The organism is uncultured Bradyrhizobium sp. (assembly GCF_936928535.1).
GTDB lineage: Bacteria > Pseudomonadota > Alphaproteobacteria > Rhizobiales > Xanthobacteraceae > Bradyrhizobium.
Genome location: NZ_CAKZHY010000072.1, coordinates 1 through 20769, shown reverse-complemented (window position 1 = coordinate 20769; position 20769 = coordinate 1). Strand labels below are relative to the sequence as shown.

Annotated in this window: 20 protein-coding genes; 8 read left to right on the top strand and 12 right to left on the bottom strand. The window is 63.0% G+C overall.

Features of this window, described 5'->3' with window-relative positions:
• The coding region (locus Q0687_RS11010) for a DUF3597 domain-containing protein (protein WP_298875942.1) at nt 1-354 on the top strand (354 nt) is incomplete at its 5' end.
• A gap of 67 nt (nt 355-421) precedes the next feature.
• Here the strand turns inward: Q0687_RS11010 and Q0687_RS11005 are convergent.
• Nucleotides 422-697, bottom strand: coding sequence for a GNAT family N-acetyltransferase (locus Q0687_RS11005; RefSeq protein WP_298875939.1), 276 nt, complete (start codon nt 695-697; stop codon nt 422-424).
• Between the two features lie 104 nt (nt 698-801).
• On the opposite strand from Q0687_RS11005, the gene Q0687_RS11000 reads away from it, so the two are divergent.
• Nucleotides 802-1737: a tetratricopeptide repeat protein gene (locus Q0687_RS11000; protein WP_298875935.1), complete on the top strand. Its 936-nt coding sequence runs from the start codon at nt 802-804 to the stop codon at nt 1735-1737.
• Nucleotides 1738-1750: 13 nt separating this feature from the next.
• Here the strand turns inward: Q0687_RS11000 and Q0687_RS10995 are convergent, their stop codons facing one another.
• The 3 genes from Q0687_RS10995 to Q0687_RS10985 all read right to left on the bottom strand — a co-directional run bounded on the left by Q0687_RS10995 (nt 1751) and on the right by Q0687_RS10985 (nt 2957).
• The gene (locus Q0687_RS10995) at nt 1751-2026 is read right to left on the bottom strand and encodes a GNAT family N-acetyltransferase (protein ID WP_298875932.1); all 276 of its coding nucleotides are present in this window, start codon (nt 2024-2026) and stop codon (nt 1751-1753) included.
• A gap of 11 nt (nt 2027-2037) precedes the next feature.
• The gene (locus tag Q0687_RS10990) at nt 2038-2550 is read right to left on the bottom strand and encodes a DUF3828 domain-containing protein (RefSeq protein WP_298875929.1); all 513 of its coding nucleotides are present in this window, start codon (nt 2548-2550) and stop codon (nt 2038-2040) included.
• A 92-nt stretch (nt 2551-2642) separates the two neighbouring features.
• The gene (locus tag Q0687_RS10985; RefSeq protein ID WP_298875927.1) at nt 2643-2957 is read right to left on the bottom strand and encodes a hypothetical protein; all 315 of its coding nucleotides are present in this window, start codon (nt 2955-2957) and stop codon (nt 2643-2645) included.
• 94 nt (nt 2958-3051) lie between these two features.
• On the opposite strand from Q0687_RS10985, the gene Q0687_RS10980 reads away from it, so the two are divergent.
• The 3 genes from Q0687_RS10980 (at nt 3052) to Q0687_RS10970 (ending at nt 6166) form a co-directional block, all read left to right on the top strand.
• Complete coding sequence (locus Q0687_RS10980; protein WP_298875924.1) at nt 3052-3549, top strand: hypothetical protein; 498 nt, start codon at nt 3052-3054, stop codon at nt 3547-3549.
• A gap of 139 nt (nt 3550-3688) precedes the next feature.
• A complete protein-coding gene (locus tag Q0687_RS10975; protein ID WP_298875922.1) occupies nt 3689-5296 on the top strand; it encodes an acyl-CoA synthetase in 1608 nt (535 codons plus the stop codon).
• 9 nt (nt 5297-5305) lie between these two features.
• Nucleotides 5306-6166 carry a DUF296 domain-containing protein gene (locus tag Q0687_RS10970; RefSeq protein ID WP_298875919.1) on the top strand — a complete coding sequence of 287 codons (861 nt, stop codon included), beginning with the start codon at nt 5306-5308 and terminating at the stop codon, nt 6164-6166.
• Between the two features lie 43 nt (nt 6167-6209).
• Here Q0687_RS10970 and Q0687_RS10965 read toward each other — a convergent pair whose 3' ends face one another.
• The 8 genes from Q0687_RS10965 to Q0687_RS10930 all read right to left on the bottom strand — a co-directional run bounded on the left by Q0687_RS10965 (nt 6210) and on the right by Q0687_RS10930 (nt 16256).
• Nucleotides 6210-8279 (bottom strand): DUF1217 domain-containing protein, encoded by a 2070-nt coding sequence (locus Q0687_RS10965; protein ID WP_298875916.1) that lies wholly within the window; start codon nt 8277-8279, stop codon nt 6210-6212.
• A gap of 258 nt (nt 8280-8537) precedes the next feature.
• On the bottom strand, nt 8538-9464 hold the full coding sequence (locus tag Q0687_RS10960) for a nucleoside hydrolase (protein WP_298875914.1): 927 nt from the start codon (nt 9462-9464) through the stop codon (nt 8538-8540).
• Nucleotides 9465-9528: 64 nt separating this feature from the next.
• Nucleotides 9529-10179: an HAD-IA family hydrolase gene (locus Q0687_RS10955; protein WP_298875911.1), complete on the bottom strand. Its 651-nt coding sequence runs from the start codon at nt 10177-10179 to the stop codon at nt 9529-9531.
• A 108-nt stretch (nt 10180-10287) separates the two neighbouring features.
• On the bottom strand, nt 10288-10662 hold the full coding sequence (locus Q0687_RS10950; protein ID WP_298875909.1) for a hypothetical protein: 375 nt from the start codon (nt 10660-10662) through the stop codon (nt 10288-10290).
• Nucleotides 10663-10685: 23 nt separating this feature from the next.
• A complete protein-coding gene (locus Q0687_RS10945) occupies nt 10686-11249 on the bottom strand; it encodes a DinB family protein (protein ID WP_298875906.1) in 564 nt (187 codons plus the stop codon).
• Nucleotides 11250-11321: 72 nt separating this feature from the next.
• Nucleotides 11322-14303: an excinuclease ABC subunit UvrA gene (gene uvrA, locus Q0687_RS10940; RefSeq protein ID WP_298875903.1), complete on the bottom strand. Its 2982-nt coding sequence runs from the start codon at nt 14301-14303 to the stop codon at nt 11322-11324.
• Nucleotides 14304-14581: 278 nt separating this feature from the next.
• Nucleotides 14582-15256: an outer membrane protein gene (locus tag Q0687_RS10935; RefSeq protein ID WP_298875901.1), complete on the bottom strand. Its 675-nt coding sequence runs from the start codon at nt 15254-15256 to the stop codon at nt 14582-14584.
• A gap of 235 nt (nt 15257-15491) precedes the next feature.
• Entirely contained in the window at nt 15492-16256 is a 765-nt protein-coding gene (locus Q0687_RS10930) for an outer membrane beta-barrel protein (protein WP_298875898.1), read from the bottom strand.
• Between the two features lie 420 nt (nt 16257-16676).
• Here Q0687_RS10930 and Q0687_RS10925 point away from each other — a divergent pair, with 420 nt between their 5' ends.
• The 3 genes from Q0687_RS10925 to gyrA all read left to right on the top strand — a co-directional run bounded on the left by Q0687_RS10925 (nt 16677) and on the right by gyrA (nt 20688).
• Nucleotides 16677-17174, top strand: a complete 498-nt coding sequence (locus Q0687_RS10925; protein WP_298875895.1) for a single-stranded DNA-binding protein — start codon at nt 16677-16679, stop codon at nt 17172-17174.
• Nucleotides 17175-17376: 202 nt separating this feature from the next.
• Nucleotides 17377-17775, top strand: coding sequence for a DUF2306 domain-containing protein (locus Q0687_RS10920; protein ID WP_298875892.1), 399 nt, complete (start codon nt 17377-17379; stop codon nt 17773-17775).
• A gap of 168 nt (nt 17776-17943) precedes the next feature.
• A complete protein-coding gene (gene gyrA / locus Q0687_RS10915; RefSeq protein WP_298875889.1) occupies nt 17944-20688 on the top strand; it encodes a DNA gyrase subunit A in 2745 nt (914 codons plus the stop codon).
• The last annotated feature ends 81 nt before the right edge of the window (nt 20689-20769 follow it).

Below are 20769 nucleotides of genomic sequence, written 5' to 3'. Positions count from 1 at the left end.
CCCGCCGGCGGCGCACCCGCGGGCAGCGCGCCAGCAGGAGCCGCGCCGAGCGGTTCGGCGCCAGCGTCTGCACCCGCCGCCGCGCCTGCGGCGACCGTGGACGTCGCAGCGATCGTCGACAAGGCGGCCGCCGCGCATAAGGGCGAGAAACTGGAGTGGCGTACCTCGATCGTCGATCTGATGAAGGCGCTCGACGTCGATTCAAGTCTGGCTGCGCGCAAGGATCTCGCCAAGGAGCTCGGCTATACCGGCGACACGAACGACTCCGCCAGCATGAACGTCTGGCTGCACAAGCAGGTTATGTCCAAGCTCGCTGCCAATGGCGGCAAGCTGCCGCCGGAAATCAAGCACTGACCAGCCAGCATCGGTCGACGCCAAGCAATCAAAAAAAGGGCCCGCGATCTCGCGGGCCCTTTTGCGTTCAGGCGACGAGATCCGCATCCTCCGGATGCTTGTCGAGATAGTCGACGACGAAGCCGCAGCCCGCGATGACCTTCCTGCCGTCGCGGCGGATGATGTCGAGCGCACCCTTGATCAGCTCGGAGGCAATGCCGCGGCCGCGCAGCGCACGCGGTGTTTCAGTATGGGTGATGATGACCGCCGACGGCGTCAGCCGGTAATTGGCGAAGGCGAGCTCATTGCCGACATCGAGCTCGAAGCGGCTCCTGTTCTTGTTGTCGCGTACCGATGCCGCCATGCCTGATCCTTCCGAAGCGATGCTCGTTCACTGATCTAGGCGCCTGAACCCGCCCTTGCCAAGGCGCGACCAAGGGAGGTTACCGCAGGGGAGATATCCGCAAAATGCGCGTCCAGCTCAGTCTGATGGCCTTGCTCGCCATGCTGGCCTCGGCGGCGCCGCTGCCGGCCGCAGCCGAGGGCGGTCCGGCCTGGGACGCCTGCGTGGGACTGACCAGCACGCCGGACGAGCGGGTGAAGGCTTGCTCGACCGTGATCGACACCGGAAGCGAAAGCGGCCGCAGGCTCGCCGGCGCCTATTGCAACCGCGGACATGGTCTGACCGAGAAGCGCGAGTTCGATGCGGCACTGTCCGATCTTGATGAGGCGGTCAAGCTCGATCCGGCCTATGCCTGCGCTTATAACAATCGCGGCCGCGTCTACAGCTTCAAGCGCGACTATGATCGTGCCATCGCCGAATACGATCAGGCCATCAAGCTCGATCCGTCGCTGGCGATGGCGTACAGCAATCGCGGCGAGTCCCGCTACAACAAGGGTGACATCGACGGCGCCCTGGCCGATTTCGACGCGGCGATCAAGCGCGATCCCGGCTATGCCATGGCCTATGCCAATCGCGGCTACATCTATGCCCGCACGCACGACACGGCGCATGCGCTCGCCGACTACACCATGCGGATCAAGCTCGCGCCCGATCTGCTTGCCTATATCGACCGTGGCAACGTCTATCGGGACAGCGAGCAGCTCGACCGCGCCGCCGCAGATTATGGCGAAGCGATCCGTATTGCGCCGACTGATGCGCGCGGCTGGCGCAATCGCGGCATGATCCGGCTGTTTCTCGGCGACAACAAAGGCGGTCTCGCCGACTATGACAAGGCGCTGCAATACGATCCTGCCGACGTGTTCTCCTGGAACAATCGTGGCCAGGCCAGGATGCGGCTCGGCGACGCCAAGGGCGCGATTGCCGATTTCCGCAAGGCGCTGGAATTGAAGCCCGGCTTGCAGACGGCTCAGGAGGCGCTGAGGAAGCTCGGGGCGTTGTGACGCTCCGGCTCAGTTAGACCTTTACCAGGTCCTGATAGGCCGGATGCTTCTCGATCCATGCCTTCACGAACGGGCATTGCGGGATCAGCTTGAGGCCGCTCGCGCGGACCTGATCGAGCGCGCCCTGCACCAGCCTTGAGCCGACCCCTTTGCCGCCGAGCTCCTTCGGCACCTCGGTATGTTCGAACGTGATCACATTGCCGTCGAGCCTGTAATGTTCGGTCGCGAGATAGCCTTCCACCTCGAGATCGTAGCGGTGATGGGCTCTGTTGTTGATGACTTCACTCATGACGCCTCCGGTCAGGTCTTCAGCGAATCCGTCAGCATCTTGCGGATCGACCAGGCTTCGCCGTCGGAGGAGCCTTTGATGTCGTCGATCTTCCTGCTACCGGCCTCGCGCACGAAGTCGTAACGCACGACCTGGTCGGCGGGTTTGCGGTCGTTGCGGTGGCCGGTGATGGTCACCGCCAGTTTCGCCTTATCGGCCTCCGTCTTCTCGGCGACAACCTTGAACGACTTCACGTCGGGTTCCTGCGAGTTGGTGACGGGATCGAAATCGATCGGCCCGACATCGCCCTTCGGCGTATGCGCATCGGCCTTGGCCCACAACGCGACCAGTGCCTTGGAAAGATATTTCGCCTTGGCAGCCTTGTTCTCGGTGACGAAGGCCGCGCCACCATCGCCCTTGCCCTTGGCGGCGCGGGTGTAGATCGCGGTCAGGATGGCAGCGGGATCGCTAGGGGCGGGCGCCTGGGCGAAGGCGGGCGCGGCGGCAAGGAGAGAGGCTGCAATGAGACTGCGGCGGGTGAGCATGGATCGTCCCTGAGATGATGGCGCACGACCATAGGCCGGAACAACCGGCTTGAGCGCGGTATCTCAGTAGACCCACGCAACATCCGTTTGGTTCAATCCGCCGCCCTGGCGAGCCGCGAATCGTCCGGTTGGGGCTTTGGGTGCAGACAGCCTTGGCAGATGACCAGCGATCGATTGACCTCGGCGTCCTGATCTGCGTCGACGCCATCGCGCTCGGGCTGGGCGGCGGTGCGCGTCAGGCGTGAAGGGCCGGGAGCAGAACGCGGCTGATTGGGATTCTCACCGGCACCGTCCCAGGCATAGCGTGCGGGCGTGAAGGCGGGATCAGAGGCCAGATGAGCTTGCGGGGCCACCGCACATCCGGCGAGCGCCAGCGTGAACAGGAGGACGACGGGCGCTTTGATCATGATGCGGGACTCTGTACGCGAGAACTAAAGCAGGTTGCGCCGATCATGTTTAAAATTCCCTGAACGGTGGCGGCTGCGCCCACGACCAATGCCCATGCGATATCTGTTGATCCTGCTGACGATGCTCACGCCAGCAGCGCGCGCCGACGACACGAAGCCGTTCAATCCCGCCGACTATCCGCCTGCCGTGCAGAAGGCGCTGCGTTACGCCAACGAGGAATGCGACAGCCAGGGTGGCGGTGCGGTCGCCTTTGCGCCTGATACGGTGCGCAAGATCGACCTGACTGGCGATGGCCGCGATGATTACATCGTCGATTTCCGCGACACCAAATGCGGCGACCACGAGGGCACCTATTGCGGAACCGGCGGTTGCGTGCTGGACATCCTGGTGACGCAGCCGGACGGCAGCGTCCGCGCAGTGTTTGAGGGCTATGTCCGCAGCTACACCGTCGTAGCGCCGCCGATGAAGCGCGGCGCAGCGCGTACCGTCCGCTTTGACCTGCATGGCAGCTATTGCGGTGGTTTCGGCGCGCAGGCTTGCGTCAAGGAGAAGGCGATCACGGCGAAGCCTTTCGAGTTCAAAAAGCCTTAGGGGTTCGAGAAGTCTTGGGGGGTGAGAAGCCTTGGGGCAGGTGCGCGGCCTGCGGCCTTGCTACGCCGCTGATGATCGCGATAAATGGGCTGCAATGAGCGGGCGGTCAGCGTGCCGTTCGCCGTCAAGAGGAAGCCCGATGCAGCCGCTCCGCATGTCTCGCCGCGTCATGAATCTCGCTTACATGCTGACGCAGAATGCGCGGCGGCACGGATCGCGGCCCGGGTTCGTCTGGGGAGACAAATCCTGGACCTGGCGCGAGATCGATGCGCAGGTCTCGGCTCTCGCCGCGGCGCTCGCCGCGCGGGGCATCGCCAGGGGTGATCGTATTCTGGTGCATTCCAAGAATGGCGACGAGATGTTTGTCTCGATGTTCGCGGCGTTCCGGCTCGGCGCAGTCTGGGTGCCCACCAATTTCCGCCTGATGGCCGATGAGGTTGCCTATCTCGCGCAGGCCTCGGGCGCGAAGGCGTTTCTGTGCCATGTCGATTTTCCTGAACATGCTGCGGCCGTGAAGGGCGGAGCGCTGGAATTCACCTGGAGCGTCGACGGCAAGGCCTCGTTCGGCGAGAGGTCGGTGGCTGACGCCATTGCATCGCAAGCCGGAGCCGTGGTCGAGAATGTCGCGGTCGAGCACGACGATCCCTGCTGGTTCTTTTTCACCTCCGGCACCACCGGCCGCTCCAAGGCCGCCGTGCTGACCCACGGGCAGATGGGCTTCGTCGTCACCAACCATCTCGCCGATCTCACCCCCGGCGTGACGGAATCCGATGCGTCGCTGGTGGTGGCCCCGCTATCGCATGGCGCCGGCGTGCATCAGCTGGTGCAGACCGCGCGTGGCGTCTGCACCGTGCTGCTGCCGAGCGAGAAATTCGACATCGACGAGGCGTTTCGCCTGATCGAAAAGCACCGGGTCGCCAATCTGTTCACGGTGCCGACGATCCTCAAGATGATGGTCGAGCACCCCGCTGCCGACAAATACGATCACTCCTCGCTGCGTCATGTGATCTATGCCGGTGCGCCGATGTATCGCGAGGACCAGAAGGCTGCGCTCAAAAAACTCGGCAAGGTCATCGTGCAGTATTTCGGCCTCGGCGAGGTCACCGGCAACATCACCGTGCTGCCGGCGGCGTTGCACGATCCCGAGGACGGGCCGCATGCGAAGATCGGCACCTGCGGCTTCGAGCGCACCGGCATGCAGGTCTCGATCCAGGACGACGAGGGCCGCGAACTTGGGGCAAACCAGAGCGGCGAGATCTGCGTGATCGGGCCGGCGGTGCTCGCTGGCTATTACGACAACCCCGAGGCCAATGCGAAGGCGTTCCGGAACGGCTGGTTCCGCACCGGCGATCTCGGCCACATGGACGAGGAGGGGTTCGTCTACATCACCGGACGAGCGTCGGACATGTACATCTCCGGCGGCTCCAACATCTATCCGCGTGAGATCGAGGAGAAGATTTTGACGCATCCCGCGGTCGGCGAGGTCGCTGTGCTCGGTGTGCCCGATGCGACCTGGGGCGAGGTCGGCGTCGCCGTCTGTGTTGCGCGGGAGGGTGCGAAGCCGGTGAGCGAAGCCGAGATGGCCGCGTTCCTCCTGCCGAAGGTGCCGCGCTACAAGATGCCGAAGCGGTTCTTCTTCTGGGAAGCGCTGCCGAAATCCGGCTATGGCAAGGTGCCGAAACGCATGGTGCGCGACGAGCTCGAGGCGCGCGGGCTGCTCGATCTCGACAAGACGAAGACGAGCTGAGTTTTCGAGATGCGCACCATCAAGCAGCCCGGGGCGCCCGTCGCGGAACGTATCCAATGGGTGGAGGCGAGGGGACGGGCCTTTTCGTTCACGCTTGAGGCGGGCCTGCCGCTCCTCGAAGCCGCACTCCGCGGTTTTGCGGCGGAGGGCTTTGCAGGCGGCGTGCTGAATTTTGGCCGCGGCGCGCTCGCCCCGTTCGGCTATGTCATGCCGGCGCTGTCGAAGACCGGCGAGAATGCAGCGTTCTACAGTGACACATATCGGCCTGCCGGCGTGACGCACACCAGGCTCGGCAGCATGACATTGGGATCGCGCGACGGCGCGCCGTTCTTTCATTGCCACGGGCTGTGGACCGAGGCGGATGGCAAGGCGAGCGGTGGCCACATGTTGCCGGATGAGACAGACATCGCAGAGCCGTTCGAGGTTCAGGCCTTTGGCGTGGACGGCGCGATGTTCGCCGCCGAGCCCGATCCTGAGACGAACTTCAAGCTGTTCGGGCCGGTCGTCTCCGCGAGCACCGCCGCGCGAACGACAAGTCGCGCCTTTGCCCTGCGGCTGCGCCCCAACCAGGACTTTGCCGGTTGTCTCGAAGCCTTTTGTAGAGCGCACGGCATTGCACGCGCAAAAATCCATGGCGGCGTCGGCTCGACCATCGGCGCGCGCTTCACCCACGGCGGGGTGACTGAGCCGTTTGCGACGGAGCTTGCGATCACCAGCGGCGCGATCGCGCCGGGCGCCACTGGTGCTCTCGAGGCGGCGCTCGACGTCGCTCTGATCGACTACACCGGTGGGATCGCCGAGGGGCGCCTGATCCGCGGCGACAATCCTGTGCTGATGACGATGGAGCTGGTGCTGGAAGTGCTTGAATAGGGCAAGACCGCGTTCCGCGGAGACAGCCTGGACTGCTCCGGGATCACCACGGGCTGGCGCGCATTTTTGCCATGGCGAGGTAGGTCGATTCACTGATGCCTGAGGTCGCCGAACTCGATCCCTGAAACACGTCGAGCACCGGCGAGTAGGTCTGGCTGGCGTTCCTCGCGTCGTACATGGCCGAGAAGCGGCTGAGCAGTTTTGAAACTTTCGCGGGATCGCCGAGATCTTTGAGGTTGAGGTACTTCTCCACGATCTTGGCTTGCTGATCGATCTGCATCGAAGCCATCTGATCGGGCAGATCGAAGGTGGTCCGGAACACCTCCGAGAGAGCCTTGTCGGCGAGAATGTCGTAAGCAGACGTGATGTGTCCCGCCATGCGCTGGAAGTACAGCGCCAGACGCACGCCCGGGTTGGTATCTCCCTGCTGCTGCTCCAGGCTTTGCTCGAGATAATTCTTTTGCGTTGCCAGGAATTGATCGCGCTTTTGCGGGCCCACCATCGGCAAGCGCGCGACGTTGCCGCTCTTGTCGAAATTGAATGACGCTGCGATCTCGGCAAAGCGTGGATCGCTTTCCGTGTTTGCGAAGCTCTTGGGATCGTTCAGGTCAGAGGCGAAGATCTTCTTCAGATAGGTGGTGCTCACTTTCGCCGGGTCCAAACCCTTGGCGATCAGTGTGAAATCGATCAGCTTCCTGCTTGCGAGCAGATCGGAAACGCTTTTGATGCCGCCGATCGCCTGTTGATAGCTGGATGCGTCGTTCTGGGCCTGAGCCTTGATCTTCGCCTGATCCTGCGGGCTGGCAAATTTCAGTTTTGCAATCACGTAATCCTTCGCGACATCGAGGATTTCGGCTGGATCCTGGGCCGCCAGCGGCGTCGTCAGATGGCCTTTGGCGTCGAAGTTGAACGCGCGCGCGAGCTTGACGTAGCGATCGTCCTTGAGCGTATAGACATAGCTCTTGGGATCGCTGAGGTCGCTTTCGAGAACGGCCTTCACGGTCGATTGCGGGACTTGCGTGGGATCGAGGCCGACGGCAGAAAGTGCAAAGCCATAGGCGCCTGGTGTGGAGACCAGCGCCTGCAGTGAAGTCACATTGGGGATGGCTTTTCTGAATTGCCCAATCAGGACGGCTTCCTGCAGCGGGCTTGCCGCCGCATAGACCGCCGATTTGCTGTCGTCGAACCTCATGTTCGTGCTGCCGAGGTTTGCGGCGCTCTGCGCTGGCGTCCCCGGCGGAAGCGACCCATCGGGTGAAAAGTCGAACGCGCCGGCCAGATCCTTGAACCGGCCGGTCGTCGCGATCTCGTCGTTGATGCTGGATATGCTGCTCACGGCCGACTGCAGGCGATATCTTTCGACCAGGATCTGGACTTTCAGCTTGGTGACGTCAGCGCCGGGCTGCGACAGCTGTGCGGTGTCGTCGGCGATCTTCGAGTTGGCATCGGTTGCGTCCGATTTGGCCTGGGCAAGCTGGACGTTCAGGCCATCCAGCTTGGACGAGAAAGTGACATTGACGTAGCTGTTCGGATCGGATGGATCGCTGGTCAGGACCTGCTTGATCGTGTCGCGTGGCCATTTGCTCTGATCGATCCCGAATGCCGAGGCGACATAGTTGCGGAGATGATCGTCGTTCAAAAGCTGGTCGACGCTGGTCACGGTGCCGATCTTGACATTGTAGTATTTCGCGTCGGCGGCAACGGCATCGACGTTGCTCTTCATGGCCGCGGTGTATAGCCCGATCATGTCGTCGGTCTGGCTTTCCGATTGCGCGACCTTGGTCGTGCCGCCGTCGAAGGAGAATGCCGCGGCGAAGTCCCGGTAACGCTTGTCGATCAGCGTGTTGGCGAAGCTCTTGGGGTCGGCGAGATCGCTCTGCAGCACTTTCTTCATGAAGGCCTTGGCGTAGGCCATGTCTTCCAGGCCATAGGCTTTCGTGACGTAATGATACAGGCGATAGTCGTTCATCAGGTCGTCAGCGCTGTGCACCTTGCCGATGTTGGCTTTGTAATAGGCAGCTTCGCGCGAGACGTCCGATTGCTGCGCCACCCGCGTCAGGGACTGCGTGAGATTGCGCGCGATATAGCTGTAGCTGAAATAGGTGGACACCATGGGAATTCCTGACGGCTCGGCGTGGCTTGTCGGCGTGTTCCTGGACGTCCGTCAATCATTGCCGGGTCGCAAGGCAGACAACTGGCCTCATGCCAGCAGGCAGAAACATTGTTACGATTTGTTGCTGCGATTCTGGGCGACAACTTCAGGCGTCGCTTGCGTCCAAGCGCCGCATCGTAGGGCGCGCTTCCAGCAAGCCTCCCGCAAGCTAGCGCAAGTACGCTCCATCACCGCTTGGAATCTGCATGGTGGGGACAGCTACGGCAGTTTGGATGCGGCGAAGTCTCGCAGCTTCACGAAAAAGTCCTTCAGGATCGGATTGCGGTCCACATAGGTGACGTAGCGGATCGGATGGCGCCGGCGGTCGACGCTCCAGGTCATCTGATCGGTGAGGACAGGGGCGGGGATGATCACGCTCGGTGCCCACGCAGGGTTCAGCAGCCAGCCGACCGGTGCCATGTCCCAGATCTCCTTGGCCCAGCCCATGTGATCCGAGGAATATTCCTTGAACCTCTGAGCCAGAAACGCGCCGATGCTGCCGTGCGGCTCGACGTAACGTTCGATCTCCGGCACCGTCGAATGAAGGCGCGAGGTGACGCCCCGGCACGGCACGAGGACGAGCGGCACGCCGCTGTCGAGCAGCACTTGCGCGCCGCCAACATCCTGCTTGAGGTTGAACTCGACGGTATCGGGCCATTCCAGCGCATGGCCGCCGAGCCAGACCACCACGATGCGATCGATGATGTCAGGGGCCTTGAGGAGAGCCGAGGCAACGTTGCTGATGGCACCGATGGCAATGACATAGAGCGGATTGTCGGGCGAGCTGGCGCGCGCCCGGGCGACGAGGTCGTCCACTGCGGGCGCTGTCCGCGCCGTCCTGGCGGGGCCGACATAATCGGTCACGCCGCGATGCACCAGGCCGTCAGGCGGAACATCCAGGCGCTCCAGGAGGCGCAGGATCTCCTGATAGCTCAGCTCCATACCGTGGCCGGGGTTGTCCGCGCGCGCATTGAAAAACGGCGCGGCGTAGATCGCCTCGACGTCAAAACGCTCCGGCGACAGCAGCATCTGCACCAGCGCGAACTGATCGTCGATCTCGTTGTAGGTGTCGGTGTCGAGCACGACACGGATCTTGCCGGGCGGCGGCTCGAGCAGTTTGAGGCGGGCTGCGTCCGTGAGTGTCATGACCATTTCCTCGACCAGTGCGTAATCCACCTCTTTTCTCTCCGCAGATCCGAACAGTGGTGGATTACGCTTCGCTAATCCACCCTACGTTTCCGCATAATGTATTCGCAATGGCGTGAATGCATTCGAACATGTAATCGGGTGCAAGCGCCTGCAACGCGGCCGGTGCGGCATAGCCCCAGCTAACGGCACCGCAGGCCACGCCGACCGCCCGGGCCGCCTCGATATCGCGGACCTCGTCGCCGATTGAAATGACGTCTTGCGCGACGACGCCGGCGCGCCGGATCACACGGCGGAATTTCGCGGGCTTGCCGAACACCGAAGCCGCGCAGTCGAAATGCTGAAACAATGCGGCCGATGCACCGAGCTTTTGCCGAGCATTGACCTCGCTGTCCGACGTCACCAGCGCCAGCTGCACGCCGTTTCCGGCGAGCGTTCGCAGCATCGCGTCAGTGCCAGCGAACAGCGAAATCTCGCTGGCGGCCTGCCCCTTCAGCCGCCGCGCATATCGCGCAATCGCCGGCAACTTCCATACCGGCACTTCGAGGCGGTTGAGAATCTCTCGCGTCGAGCTATGTCGCAGCTCCTCGATATCCTCATCCCGCACGCGACGAAAGCCGAAGCGATCGGCGATGTCGTTGATGGTGCGCAGGAACCAGGGAAAGCTGTCGACGAGGGTGCCGTCGAGATCGAAGATGGCGAGCGCGTAGGACATGGAGGAGGGGCACTGACAAGCGATGTGGCATGCGATTGTTAGGCAGAGGGATAGCCATGCGGCATGAGCGCATCGAAATCAACCCGGCGATCATGGACGGCAAGTCGGTCACCGCAACTTGCGGACGTGAACATTGATATCAAGATCAATGTCGCTGACGCAGGTCTGAGTGGTTCGGTGTGAGCCGCCCTCATGCCAACGACCATCGCGGGCCCGGGCAGCGCTCACATTGGCGAGCTTCAGGCAGCGCCATTGCGGCAGCGGACCGCTGCTTTCGCCGCCGAATTGCCAGGCCAGCACGGCTTCCTCACCGCTCTTGTTGGTGCCAATGATATGCGGGCAGAGCTCGCGATGTCGACCCTCGTAGACGCAGGTCACCTGTTGCTCGGCAAGGATGGCGTTGCGGAAGAGCGTATAATTGCAGCTGGGCATTTCTCCCTCAAGCGATGATCTGGCCCTGTCAAATATGACGCAATAGGGCATGGGAAGAGGAGAGCCAGTCTGACCTAGGATTTCCAAACGGTCTTCTCGGTCCAGCCGAGTTCGGCAAACTCGCCGGCGCGAAGCGGCGCTTCTCCTTCGGCAAAGAACTCATCGAGCTGTGGCGGCGCGACTGATGTTGCGGACAGCATGGCGTGCGCCTGTCCGCGGTGATGGATCTGGTGCTGGAACAGATGCATCAGCAACCGGTCGCGGCGTTCGGTCTGGACGGATGTGTCGCGGTTGATCCTGATGACGCCGTTCAGGAGCTCTGGCGTCAGCGCGTCGCACACCGCGAGCAGATGCTTGTCCATGGCGGCCTGGGCCGTTTTCAGCTCGGCAAGCGAGGGGTACGGCACCTCGTTTGCCCAGGCGCGCGGTCCGAGCCAGCCGCCTTGCAGTGCATCGATGTAGAAGAGATCGATGACGTAGATATGGTTCAGCGTGCGCTGAATGCTCGGGAAGAAGCCGGTCCGCGAAGCTTCGAACTCGGCCTGGCTGAGACCGGCGCAGGCGGTCAGCAGGCGATGGTTCGCCCAGGCATTGTTGTGGGCGAAAGCGCGATAGGTTTGCGCGAGGCCTGCGGACATGTGGGCTCTTTCCCGGGTCGTGCCGTGGCGGATTACGCTGCGCTCATCCGCCCTAGGGTTCGATGCGACGCGCTATTCCGCCGCCTCGCTCGTGCTCCGCCGCTTCGGCTTGCGTGCCTTCTTCAGCACCGGCTCCAGGAATTTGCCGGTATAGCTCCGCTGGGCCTTCACGATGTCTTCGGGCGGGCCCCAGGCGACGATCTCGCCGCCGCCGTCGCCGCCTTCGGGGCCGAGGTCGATGACCCAGTCCGCGGTCTTGATGACCTCGAGATTGTGCTCGATGACCACGACCGTGTTGCCCTGCGCGACCAGCTCGTGCAGCACCTCCAGGAGCTTCTTGACGTCGTGGAAGTGCAGGCCGGTGGTCGGCTCGTCCAGGATGTAGAGCGTGCGGCCCGTGGCGCGCTTCGACAGCTCTTTTGCCAATTTGACGCGCTGGGCTTCGCCGCCTGAGAGCGTCGTCGCTTGTTGGCCGACGTGGATGTAATCCAGTCCGACGCGGTGCAGGGTCTGGAAGGTCTCGCGCACGCGCGGCACCGCTTTGAAGAACTCGGCGGCTTCCTCGACAGTCATGTCGAGCACATCGGCGATGCTCTTGCCCTTGAACAGGACTTCGAGCGTTTCGCGGTTGTAGCGCTTGCCCTTGCAGACGTCGCAGGTGACGTAGACGTCGGGCAGGAAGTGCATCTCGATCTTGATGACGCCGTCGCCCTGGCAGGCCTCGCAGCGGCCGCCCTTGACGTTGAAGGAGAAGCGGCCGGGCTCGTAGCCGCGCGCCTTGGACTCGGGCAGGCCCGCGAACCATTCGCGGATCGGCGTGAAAGCGCCGGTGTAGGTCGCGGGGTTCGAACGCGGGGTGCGGCCGATCGGCGACTGGTCGATGTCGATGATCTTGTCGATATGCTCGAGGCCCTCGATGCGGTCGTGCGGCGCTGCGCCTTCGCTGGCATTGTTCAGCTTGCGTGCGATCGCCTTGTAGAGCGTGTCGATCAGGAGCGTCGACTTGCCGCCGCCGGAGACGCCGGTGACGGCCGTGAACAGGCCGAGCGGAATCTCGGCCGTGACGTTCTTCAGGTTATTGCCGCGCGCGTTGACCACCTTGATGGTGCGGCGATGGTTCGGCGGACGCCGCTCCGGCACCTCGACTTCGAGCTCGCCGGTGAGATATTTGCCGGTGAGCGATTTCGGGTTGCGCATGATCTCGGCGGGCGTGCCCTCGGCGATGATATTGCCGCCATGCATGCCGGCGCCGGGGCCGATGTCGAGAACGTGGTCGGCCAGCAGAATGGCGTCCTCGTCATGCTCGACGACGATCACGGTGTTGCCGAGGTCGCGCAGCCGCTTCAGCGTGTCGAGCAGGCGCGCGTTGTCGCGCTGGTGCAGGCCGATCGAGGGCTCGTCCAGCACGTAGAGCACGCCTGTCAGCCCCGAGCCAATCTGCGAGGCCAGGCGGATGCGCTGGCTCTCGCCGCCCGACAGCGTGCCGGACGAGCGGGAGAGGGTGAGGTAGTTGAGGCCGACGTCGAGGAGGAAGGTGAGGCGTTCGCGGATCTCCTTGAGAATACGCCCCGCGATCTCGTTCTGTTGCGTGTTCAGCGCGTCCGGCACGGTCTCGAACCAGGCACCGGCACCCTTCACCGACAGCTCGGAGATCTCGCCGATATGCTTGCCGCCGATCTTGACGCAAAGCGCCTCGGGCTTGAGGCGGAAACCGTTGCAGGCGCCGCAGGGCACGTCGTGGAAATACTTTGAGAGCTCCTCGCGGGCCCACTCGCTTTCGGTTTCGCGGTAGCGGCGGTTGATGTTGGTGATGACGCCCTCGAACGGCTTCTTGGTGTCGTAGGAACGGACGCCGTCCTCATAAGAGAACTTGATCTCGTCCTCGCCGGAACCATGGAGGATCGCGTTCTGCGTCTTCTTGGGCAGATCCTTCCATTTGGTGGTCAACGTGAACTTGTAGTGCTTGCCGAGCGCCGTCAGCGTCTGCGTGTAATAGGGCGAGGACGATTTGGCCCAGGGCGCGATCGCGCCCTTGCCGATGGCGAGGTCCTTGTCGGGGATGACGAGGTCTTCGTCGACATGCTGCTCGACGCCGAGGCCGCCGCAGGCAGGACACGCGCCATAGGGATTGTTGAACGAGAACAGGCGCGGCTCGATCTCGGGGATGGTGAAGCCGGACACCGGGCAGGCGAATTTTTCCGAGAACAGGATGCGCTCGGGCCCGCTCTTGTCGTGGATTTTTGCAGTTTTCTTTTTCTCCTCGACCGGCGCCGCAGCGGCAGCCGGTGCATCGGCATACTCGACCACCGCGAGGCCTTCGGCGAGCTTCAGAGCGGTCTCGAAGCTTTCGGCGAGGCGCTGGCCGATGTCGGCGCGCACGACGATGCGATCGACGACGACGTCGATGTCGTGCGGGAATTTCTTGTCCAGCGTCGGGGCTTCCGCAAGTTCATGGAAAGTGCCGTCGATCTTGACGCGCTGAAAACCCTTCTTGAGCCATTCGGCGAGCTCTTTGCGATACTCGCCCTTGCGGCCGCGCACGACGGGCGCGAGCAGATAGAGGCGGGTGCCCTCGGGCAGCGCCAGTACGCGATCGACCATCTGCGAGACGGTCTGGCTTTCGATCGGAAGTCCCGTGGCCGGCGAATAGGGCACGCCGACGCGCGCCCAGAGCAGGCGCATATAGTCGTAGATCTCGGTCACCGTGCCGACGGTGGAGCGCGGATTCTTCGACGTCGTCTTCTGCTCGATCGAGATCGCCGGTGACAGGCCGTCGATCTGGTCGACGTCAGGCTTCTGCATCATCTCCAGGAACTGGCGGGCATAGGCCGAGAGCGACTCGACGTAGCGGCGCTGGCCCTCAGCGTAGATGGTGTCGAAAGCGAGCGAGGATTTGCCGGAGCCGGACAGGCCGGTGAACACCACGAGCTTGTCGCGGGGAATTTCGACGTCGATGTTCTTGAGGTTGTGCTCGCGCGCGCCGCGAATCGTAATGGCGTGCCGGCTGGAGCCCGCGTTCTGCTGTTGGCGCTTCGCCTTGACCACTTCATCCATCCGAATTGCCCTCAAGGAATCCCAAAGGTGCGCGATCGCGCCAACGAAAAGGCGCGCTTCGTCCGGAACCGGGATCGGCACCGATGGGGTTGTCAGCGAACGTAGGAAGAACGAGGGCAGATTTCCAGTGGGACTTGCGAATCGTCAACGGATTGTTGGTGCGCTGGCGGGACTTGGCAGCAGCTGATGGCCATCACCATGGATGGAACAGCAAAAGGCCGGCACGAGGCCGGCCTTTCGTGACGTGATGGCGTTGGAGCCGAAGCTCAGTCGTCGACTTAGTACTTGGCGACGACCGGGCCGTTGAAGTGATAGTTCACGCCGAACTGCACGGTGTGGAAATTGAGCGTGCCGCTCGGAAAGGCGCCGCCGAAATAGTTCTCGCCGGCGAGGCTGCGATAGAGGTACTCGCCTTTGATCGACCACTGCGGAGCGATGAAGGCCTCGACGCCCGCACCGACGGTCCAGCCGGAGTGGAACTTGGTGTCGGAAATGCCCACGCCGAGCGCGGAGAGCGAGAGCTTGTTGTCGATCCAGGCATAGCCGCCGGTGCCGTAGAACAGAACGTTGTTGACGGCATAGCCGAGGCGGCCGCGCACGGTGCCGAGCGCGTCGGTCTTCGCGCTGGCAGTCACGACACCGAAACCGGGAACAGTGGCTGCGGCGGAAGCGTTGACGTCAGCCCAGGCGCCATCGGCCTCGAGACCGAACACGACGTTGCCGGTCTGCCAGTTGTAGCCGGCAGTGCCGCCGACGAAGCCGCCCTGCATCCGCGGGGAGCCCGAATCTTCCCAAGCGCCGCCACCCATGAGACCGAGGTAGAAGCCGGTCCAGTTGTAGACCGAAGCCATGGCCACCGGAGCCTTGGTGTAGGGGCGAGCCGCCAGGTCGGCAGCCGAAGCGGCGCCAGTGAGGGCGATCAGAGCGGCCGAAGCCAGCAAAATCTTCTTCATTTTCAACTTATCCCAGTCCCAGTTTCTGTTGTGGCCTTCCGCAAGCTCGGAAGGACATCGGACGCCGTGGTCCAACTGATGCCGTGCTTACACCACTAAAGCTGCAAGTTGTGTCTCTCAAAAGTCACAACAAATACAAAATGTAATAGTCGCTGTCCTATAGTTCCCATCGGGAACCAAAACAAAAAGGCCGGCGCGCCCGCCGGCCTTTGATTGCTGAGTGATTTCAGCGGGATCAGTACTTCGCGATGACAGGACCGCCCCAGCGGTAATTGACGCGGACGAGGCCTATGTCGACATTCTGACCGATGCGGTCGGTCTGGAATGCCCCGCCGCCGGGTGCGTTCAGCGTCAGGGTTCTGCTCCCCAGGAAGATGTGGTCGTACTCAACGCCCACCGACCAGTTCGGCGCAAAACCGAACTCGAGGCCAGCGCCAACAGTGCCGCCCCAGCGGTTGTCGCTGGCCGAGGCGAGCAGGGTGCCGGCTCCGGCGAACCCGGGCGCGGTGTAGATGTTGAACTTGTCGGCGACCACCGCGCCGCCGCCCTTCACGTAGAACAGCACGTTGTTCCAGGCGTAGCCGACCTGGCCCGTAATCAGGCCGAAGGCGTCGATCTTCGAGCGGTTGCGCTGGGCCAGGAAGAGCGTGCTGACATTGTCGCCCGAGAAGTCGGCCCAGTTGCCTTGGCCTTCGACGCCGAACACCCAGTTGGCGGACTGCCAGCGATAGCCGACCTGGCCGCCGACCGTGCCACCGGTCGCATTGTGGCAGCCCTCGCCGGACAGCGCGCCTGTGGTCGGCGAGAGAAAATCCCAACATTTGTGGCTTGATCCGCCACCGCCGTTGATGCCGATGTAAAAGCCGCTCCAGTCGTAGATGGCGGCGATCATCGGCGGCGGCGCCTTGGTGTAGGGACGTGCCGCAAGATCGGCCGCATCAGCCGGTGCGGACAGGCCCAAAGCCACGATACCGATTGTGCCGTACAGAATTTTCTTCATTGCAGTCTCCCCAGTGTCGTCCGCTTCAGTTGTCCCCTGAAGCGGTCAATCAGGCGCGACGCCCATATGAACCAATCCGATTCAACCGTAGTCCAATCGGGGGGCGGAGTCCGTCTCTCGAATGCAACAGTCAGGGGGTAACTGGGGTGGGTGTAACCCAATGAATGTTAAGCCTTTTCTTTCCTTTTCCGGTTCCAATTCACGGCGACGTGCATAGCAGCAAGAGATACCGTTTACACGCCTAGGGTGCGCCAATTTAAATGGGAACAAATCTGGAACAAATATTCGGTCGATGCTATATGTGGGGATAACCGGGCGTGTGCCCGGGCCGATCGGCCCTTGTAAGCGTATAGGGTCGGCAGGCGGCAGCGCGGGCGCGCCTTTTTCGAAATTCAGTGGCATTTGGAGTGGAGAGCGGCGATGGCGGGAAGCGTCAACAAGGTCATTCTGGTCGGAAATCTCGGCAAGGATCCGGAAATCCGCCGCACCCAGGACGGGCGGCCGATCGCGAATCTGAGCATTGCGACCTCCGAGACCTGGCGCGACAAGAACAGCGGCGAGCGCAAGGAAAAGACCGAGTGGCACCGCGTCGTGATCTTCAATGAGGGGCTCTGCAAGGTCGCCGAGCAGTACCTGAAGAAGGGCGCCAAGGTTTACATCGAGGGCGCGCTCCAGACCCGCAAATGGACTGACCAGAGCGGCGTGGAGAAGTACTCCACCGAGGTTGTGCTGCAGGGCTTCAACTCGACATTGACGATGCTCGATGGCCGTGGCGGCGGTGCGGGCGGCGGCAGCTTCGGTGACGAGCCGGGCGGCGATTTTGGCTCGTCCGGTCCGGTCAGCAGCGCACCGCGCCGTCCCGTGGCCGCCGGCGGCGGTGGCCGCAACAACGATATGGACGACGATATCCCGTTCTGAGGCGAAGCGGGGCTTTGCCCGCACGCATTTTGCCATGCTCGCGTAAAGCGACAGGATTCCTTACCAATTGGCGGGTCAAGCTTGGTTTTCCGGGCTGGCTTCATGTGCTGCCTCAAGCCTTTGACGAGGGGCGATGTGAATGGTATTAACTTTATGTTAATCTTATTCACATGGCTGGTTCCCGGCCAAGAGGACGCGCCGCATGAGCCTCGCGCCACTGCTTGACGCCGCTCCAGCGATCCCGCTGCATGCCTTTGCCGCCATGGCGGCCTTTGTCCTTGGCCTCGTCCAGTTCGCCGCGCCGAAGGGCACGCTGCCGCACCGGACGATCGGCTGGATCTGGGTGGCGCTGATGGCTCTCGTGGCCGCCTCGTCGTTCTGGATCCACCAGATCCGCATGTTCGGGCCGTTCAGCCTGATCCATCTGTTATCGATCTTCACGCTGGTGATGCTGCCGCTCGCGGTGTGGCGGGCCCATACGCATCGCGTCGCCGCGCATCGGTGGACCATGATCTTCCTGTTCACCGGCGCGCTGGGGGTGGCGGGCCTGTTCACGCTCGTGCCCGGACGCATCATGCACAGCGTGGTTTTCGGCAGTTAAGGCGCGGTTCTCGGCGGCTCGCGGAGGCCTTGCCCGAGTTGGTCGCTGGAACGGCGTAAGTCTCTGGAAAAACAGTCGGAAAAAGCGCTTCCCGAGAGCCTCCAAGGGTAGTTATCAGGGCGTCGATGCGCTATATGATTCCCAGATAAAACTTCACCGGATTCCCCCTTGGCTGACGACGACAACAAGCCCGGCGACCAGCCGGCGCAACCCTCGGACATTCGCCCCGTTTCGATCTACGAGGAGATGAAGAAGTCCTACCTCGATTACGCCATGAGCGTGATCGTGGCCCGTGCGCTGCCCGATGCGCGCGATGGGTTGAAGCCGGTGCATCGCCGCATCCTCTACTCGATGAACGAGCAGGGGCACACGCCCGACAAGAAATACGTCAAGTCCGCGCGCGTGGTCGGCGACGTCATCGGTAAGTATCACCCGCACGGCGACCAGTCGATTTACGACGCCATGGTCCGCATGGCGCAGGATTTCTCGATGCGCGTGCCGCTCATCGACGGCCAGGGCAATTTCGGCTCGGTCGATGGCGATCCCCCGGCCGCCTATCGTTACACAGAAGCGCGGCTGACGAAGGCGGCGCTGGCTCTGCTGGCTGACATCGACAAGGATACTGTCGACTTTCAGCCGAACTACGACAACAACGAGACCGAGCCGTCGGTTCTGCCGGCCAAGTTCCCGAACCTCCTCGTCAATGGCGCGGGCGGCATCGCCGTCGGCATGGCGACGAACATCCCGCCGCACAATCTCGGCGAAGTCATCGACGCCTGCGTCGCGCTGATCGACAATCCTGCGCTGACCATCGACGAACTCATCAACATCGTGCCGGGCCCGGATTTCCCGACCGGCGGCGTCATTCTCGGACGTCAGGGTATCCGCTCCGCCTACCACCTTGGCCGCGGTTCGATCGTCATGCGCGGCAAGGTCGAGTTCGAGACCATCCGCAAGGATCGCGAGGCGATCATCGTCAGCGAGATTCCATATCAGGTGAACAAGGCGACGATGGTCGAGCGCATCGCCGAACTGGTCAAGGAAAAGAAAATCGAGGGCATCGGCGACCTGCGCGATGAATCGGATCGCGACGGCTATCGCGTTGTCATCGAATTGAAGCGCGACGCCGTGCCGGATGTGGTGCTGAATCAGCTGTACCGATTCACGCCGCTGCAGACGAGCTTCGGCGTCAACATGGTTGCGCTGGACAGCGGCCGCCCTCGGATCATGCATCTGAAGGACCTGCTGGCGATCTTCGTCGACTTCCGTGAGCGGGTCGTCACGCGGCGCACCAAGTACCTGCTCGCCAAGGCGCGCGATCGTGCCCACATCCTGGTCGGTCTCGCGATCGCGGTCGCCAATATCGACGAGATGATCCGCGTCATCCGCACCTCGCCCGATCCGACCACCGCGCGCGACACCCTGATGTCGCGCGACTGGCCGGCCCGGGATGTCGAAGACATGCTGACGCTGATCGACGATCCGCGCCATCGCATCAGCGAGGACGGCACGATCCGCCTGTCGATGGAGCAGGCGAGGGCCATTCTCGATCTGCGTTTGCAGCGCCTTACCGCCCTCGGCCGCGACGAGATCCGCGAAGAGCTCGACAAGCTCGCCGGCGAGATCGGCGATTATCTCGAGATTTTGCGCTCGCGTGCCCGCGTCCTGGAGATCATCAAGACCGAGCTTGCCGAGGTGAAAGCCGAGTTCGCCACCCCGCGCAAGACCGTGATCATGGAGCAGGAAGGCGAGGTCGAGGACGAGGACCTGATCCAGCGCGAGGACATGGTCGTCACCGTCTCGCACGCCGGCTATGTCAAGCGCGTGCCGCTGTCGGCCTATCGCGCCCAGCGCCGCGGCGGCAAGGGCCGCGCGGGCATGCAGACCCGCGACGAGGATTTCGTCTCCCGGCTCTTTGTCGCGTCGACTCACACTCCGGTGCTGTTCTTCTCCTCGCGCGGCCAGGTCTACAAGGAAAAGGTCTGGCGGCTGCCGATGGCCGCGCCGAACGCGCGCGGCAAGGCACTGATCAACATCCTGCCGCTGGAGCAGGGCGAGCGCATCACCACCATCATGCCGCTGCCCGAGGACGAATCCAGCTGGGCCAACCTCGACGTAATGTTCGCGACCACCGGCGGCAACGTCCGGCGCAACAAGCTCTCTGATTTCGTTGACGTCCGCCGCTCCGGCATCATCGCGATGAAGCTCGATGACGGTGAGGCGATCGTCGACGTCCAGATCTGTACCGAGCACGACGACGTGCTGCTGACCGGCGCCGCCGGCCAGTGCATCCGCTTCCCGGTCCCCGACGTGCGCGTCTTCACCGGCCGCACCTCGATGGGCGTGCGCGGTATTGCGCTTGCCGAAGGCGACAAGGTGATCTCGCTGGCGATCCTACGCCATGTCGAGACCACGTCAGACGAGCGTTCGGCCTATCTGAAGATGCGCCGCGCGGTCGCCGGCGAAGCCTCGGCTGAAGAGGCCCCGGCGGATGCCGAGGCGGAGGAGACCTCCGGCAGCTTCCAGCTTGCGCAGGAGCGCTACGCCGAGATGTCGGCGGCGGAGCAGGTCGTGCTGACCGTCTCCGTCAACGGCTATGGCAAGCGGACCTCGTCCTACGAGTACCGCACCACCGGCCGCGGCGGCAAAGGCATCGTCGCTATGAGCGTCAACAACCGCAACGGCAATCTGGTCGCGTCCTTCCCCGTGGAGGATGCCGATCAGATCATGCTGGTGACCGACAAGGGCCAGCTGATCCGCTGCCCCGTCGAAGGCATCCGCATCGCCGGCCGCTCGACGCAAGGCGTGATCGTGTTCGACACCGCCGAGGACGAGCACGTCGTCTCGGTCGAGCACATCACGGAAGAGGCCGAGAGCGGCAACGGTGCGAATGGCGAGACGGACGGGGAGTAACGTCTAGTTTCGTAGTCCAGATTGCACTTCGCTCCATCCGGGCTTCTGTAACGGGCCTTGGTTAGTCAATCCCTTTTTGCG

Coding starts and splice junctions, on each gene's coding strand:
- Q0687_RS11005 (WP_298875939.1), bottom strand. CDS start 697: ATGGCGGCATCGGTACGCGACAACAAGAACAGGAGCCGCTTCGAGCTC.
- Q0687_RS11000 (WP_298875935.1), top strand. CDS start 802: ATGCGCGTCCAGCTCAGTCTGATGGCCTTGCTCGCCATGCTGGCCTCG.
- Q0687_RS10995 (WP_298875932.1), bottom strand. CDS start 2,026: ATGAGTGAAGTCATCAACAACAGAGCCCATCACCGCTACGATCTCGAG.
- Q0687_RS10990 (WP_298875929.1), bottom strand. CDS start 2,550: ATGCTCACCCGCCGCAGTCTCATTGCAGCCTCTCTCCTTGCCGCCGCG.
- Q0687_RS10985 (WP_298875927.1), bottom strand. CDS start 2,957: ATGATCAAAGCGCCCGTCGTCCTCCTGTTCACGCTGGCGCTCGCCGGA.
- Q0687_RS10980 (WP_298875924.1), top strand. CDS start 3,052: ATGCGATATCTGTTGATCCTGCTGACGATGCTCACGCCAGCAGCGCGC.
- Q0687_RS10975 (WP_298875922.1), top strand. CDS start 3,689: ATGCAGCCGCTCCGCATGTCTCGCCGCGTCATGAATCTCGCTTACATG.
- Q0687_RS10970 (WP_298875919.1), top strand. CDS start 5,306: ATGCGCACCATCAAGCAGCCCGGGGCGCCCGTCGCGGAACGTATCCAA.
- Q0687_RS10965 (WP_298875916.1), bottom strand. CDS start 8,279: ATGGTGTCCACCTATTTCAGCTACAGCTATATCGCGCGCAATCTCACG.
- Q0687_RS10960 (WP_298875914.1), bottom strand. CDS start 9,464: ATGACACTCACGGACGCAGCCCGCCTCAAACTGCTCGAGCCGCCGCCC.
- Q0687_RS10955 (WP_298875911.1), bottom strand. CDS start 10,179: ATGTCCTACGCGCTCGCCATCTTCGATCTCGACGGCACCCTCGTCGAC.
- Q0687_RS10950 (WP_298875909.1), bottom strand. CDS start 10,662: ATGCCCTATTGCGTCATATTTGACAGGGCCAGATCATCGCTTGAGGGA.
- Q0687_RS10945 (WP_298875906.1), bottom strand. CDS start 11,249: ATGTCCGCAGGCCTCGCGCAAACCTATCGCGCTTTCGCCCACAACAAT.
- uvrA (WP_298875903.1), bottom strand. CDS start 14,303: ATGGATGAAGTGGTCAAGGCGAAGCGCCAACAGCAGAACGCGGGCTCC.
- Q0687_RS10935 (WP_298875901.1), bottom strand. CDS start 15,256: ATGAAGAAGATTTTGCTGGCTTCGGCCGCTCTGATCGCCCTCACTGGC.
- Q0687_RS10930 (WP_298875898.1), bottom strand. CDS start 16,256: ATGAAGAAAATTCTGTACGGCACAATCGGTATCGTGGCTTTGGGCCTG.
- Q0687_RS10925 (WP_298875895.1), top strand. CDS start 16,677: ATGGCGGGAAGCGTCAACAAGGTCATTCTGGTCGGAAATCTCGGCAAG.
- Q0687_RS10920 (WP_298875892.1), top strand. CDS start 17,377: ATGAGCCTCGCGCCACTGCTTGACGCCGCTCCAGCGATCCCGCTGCAT.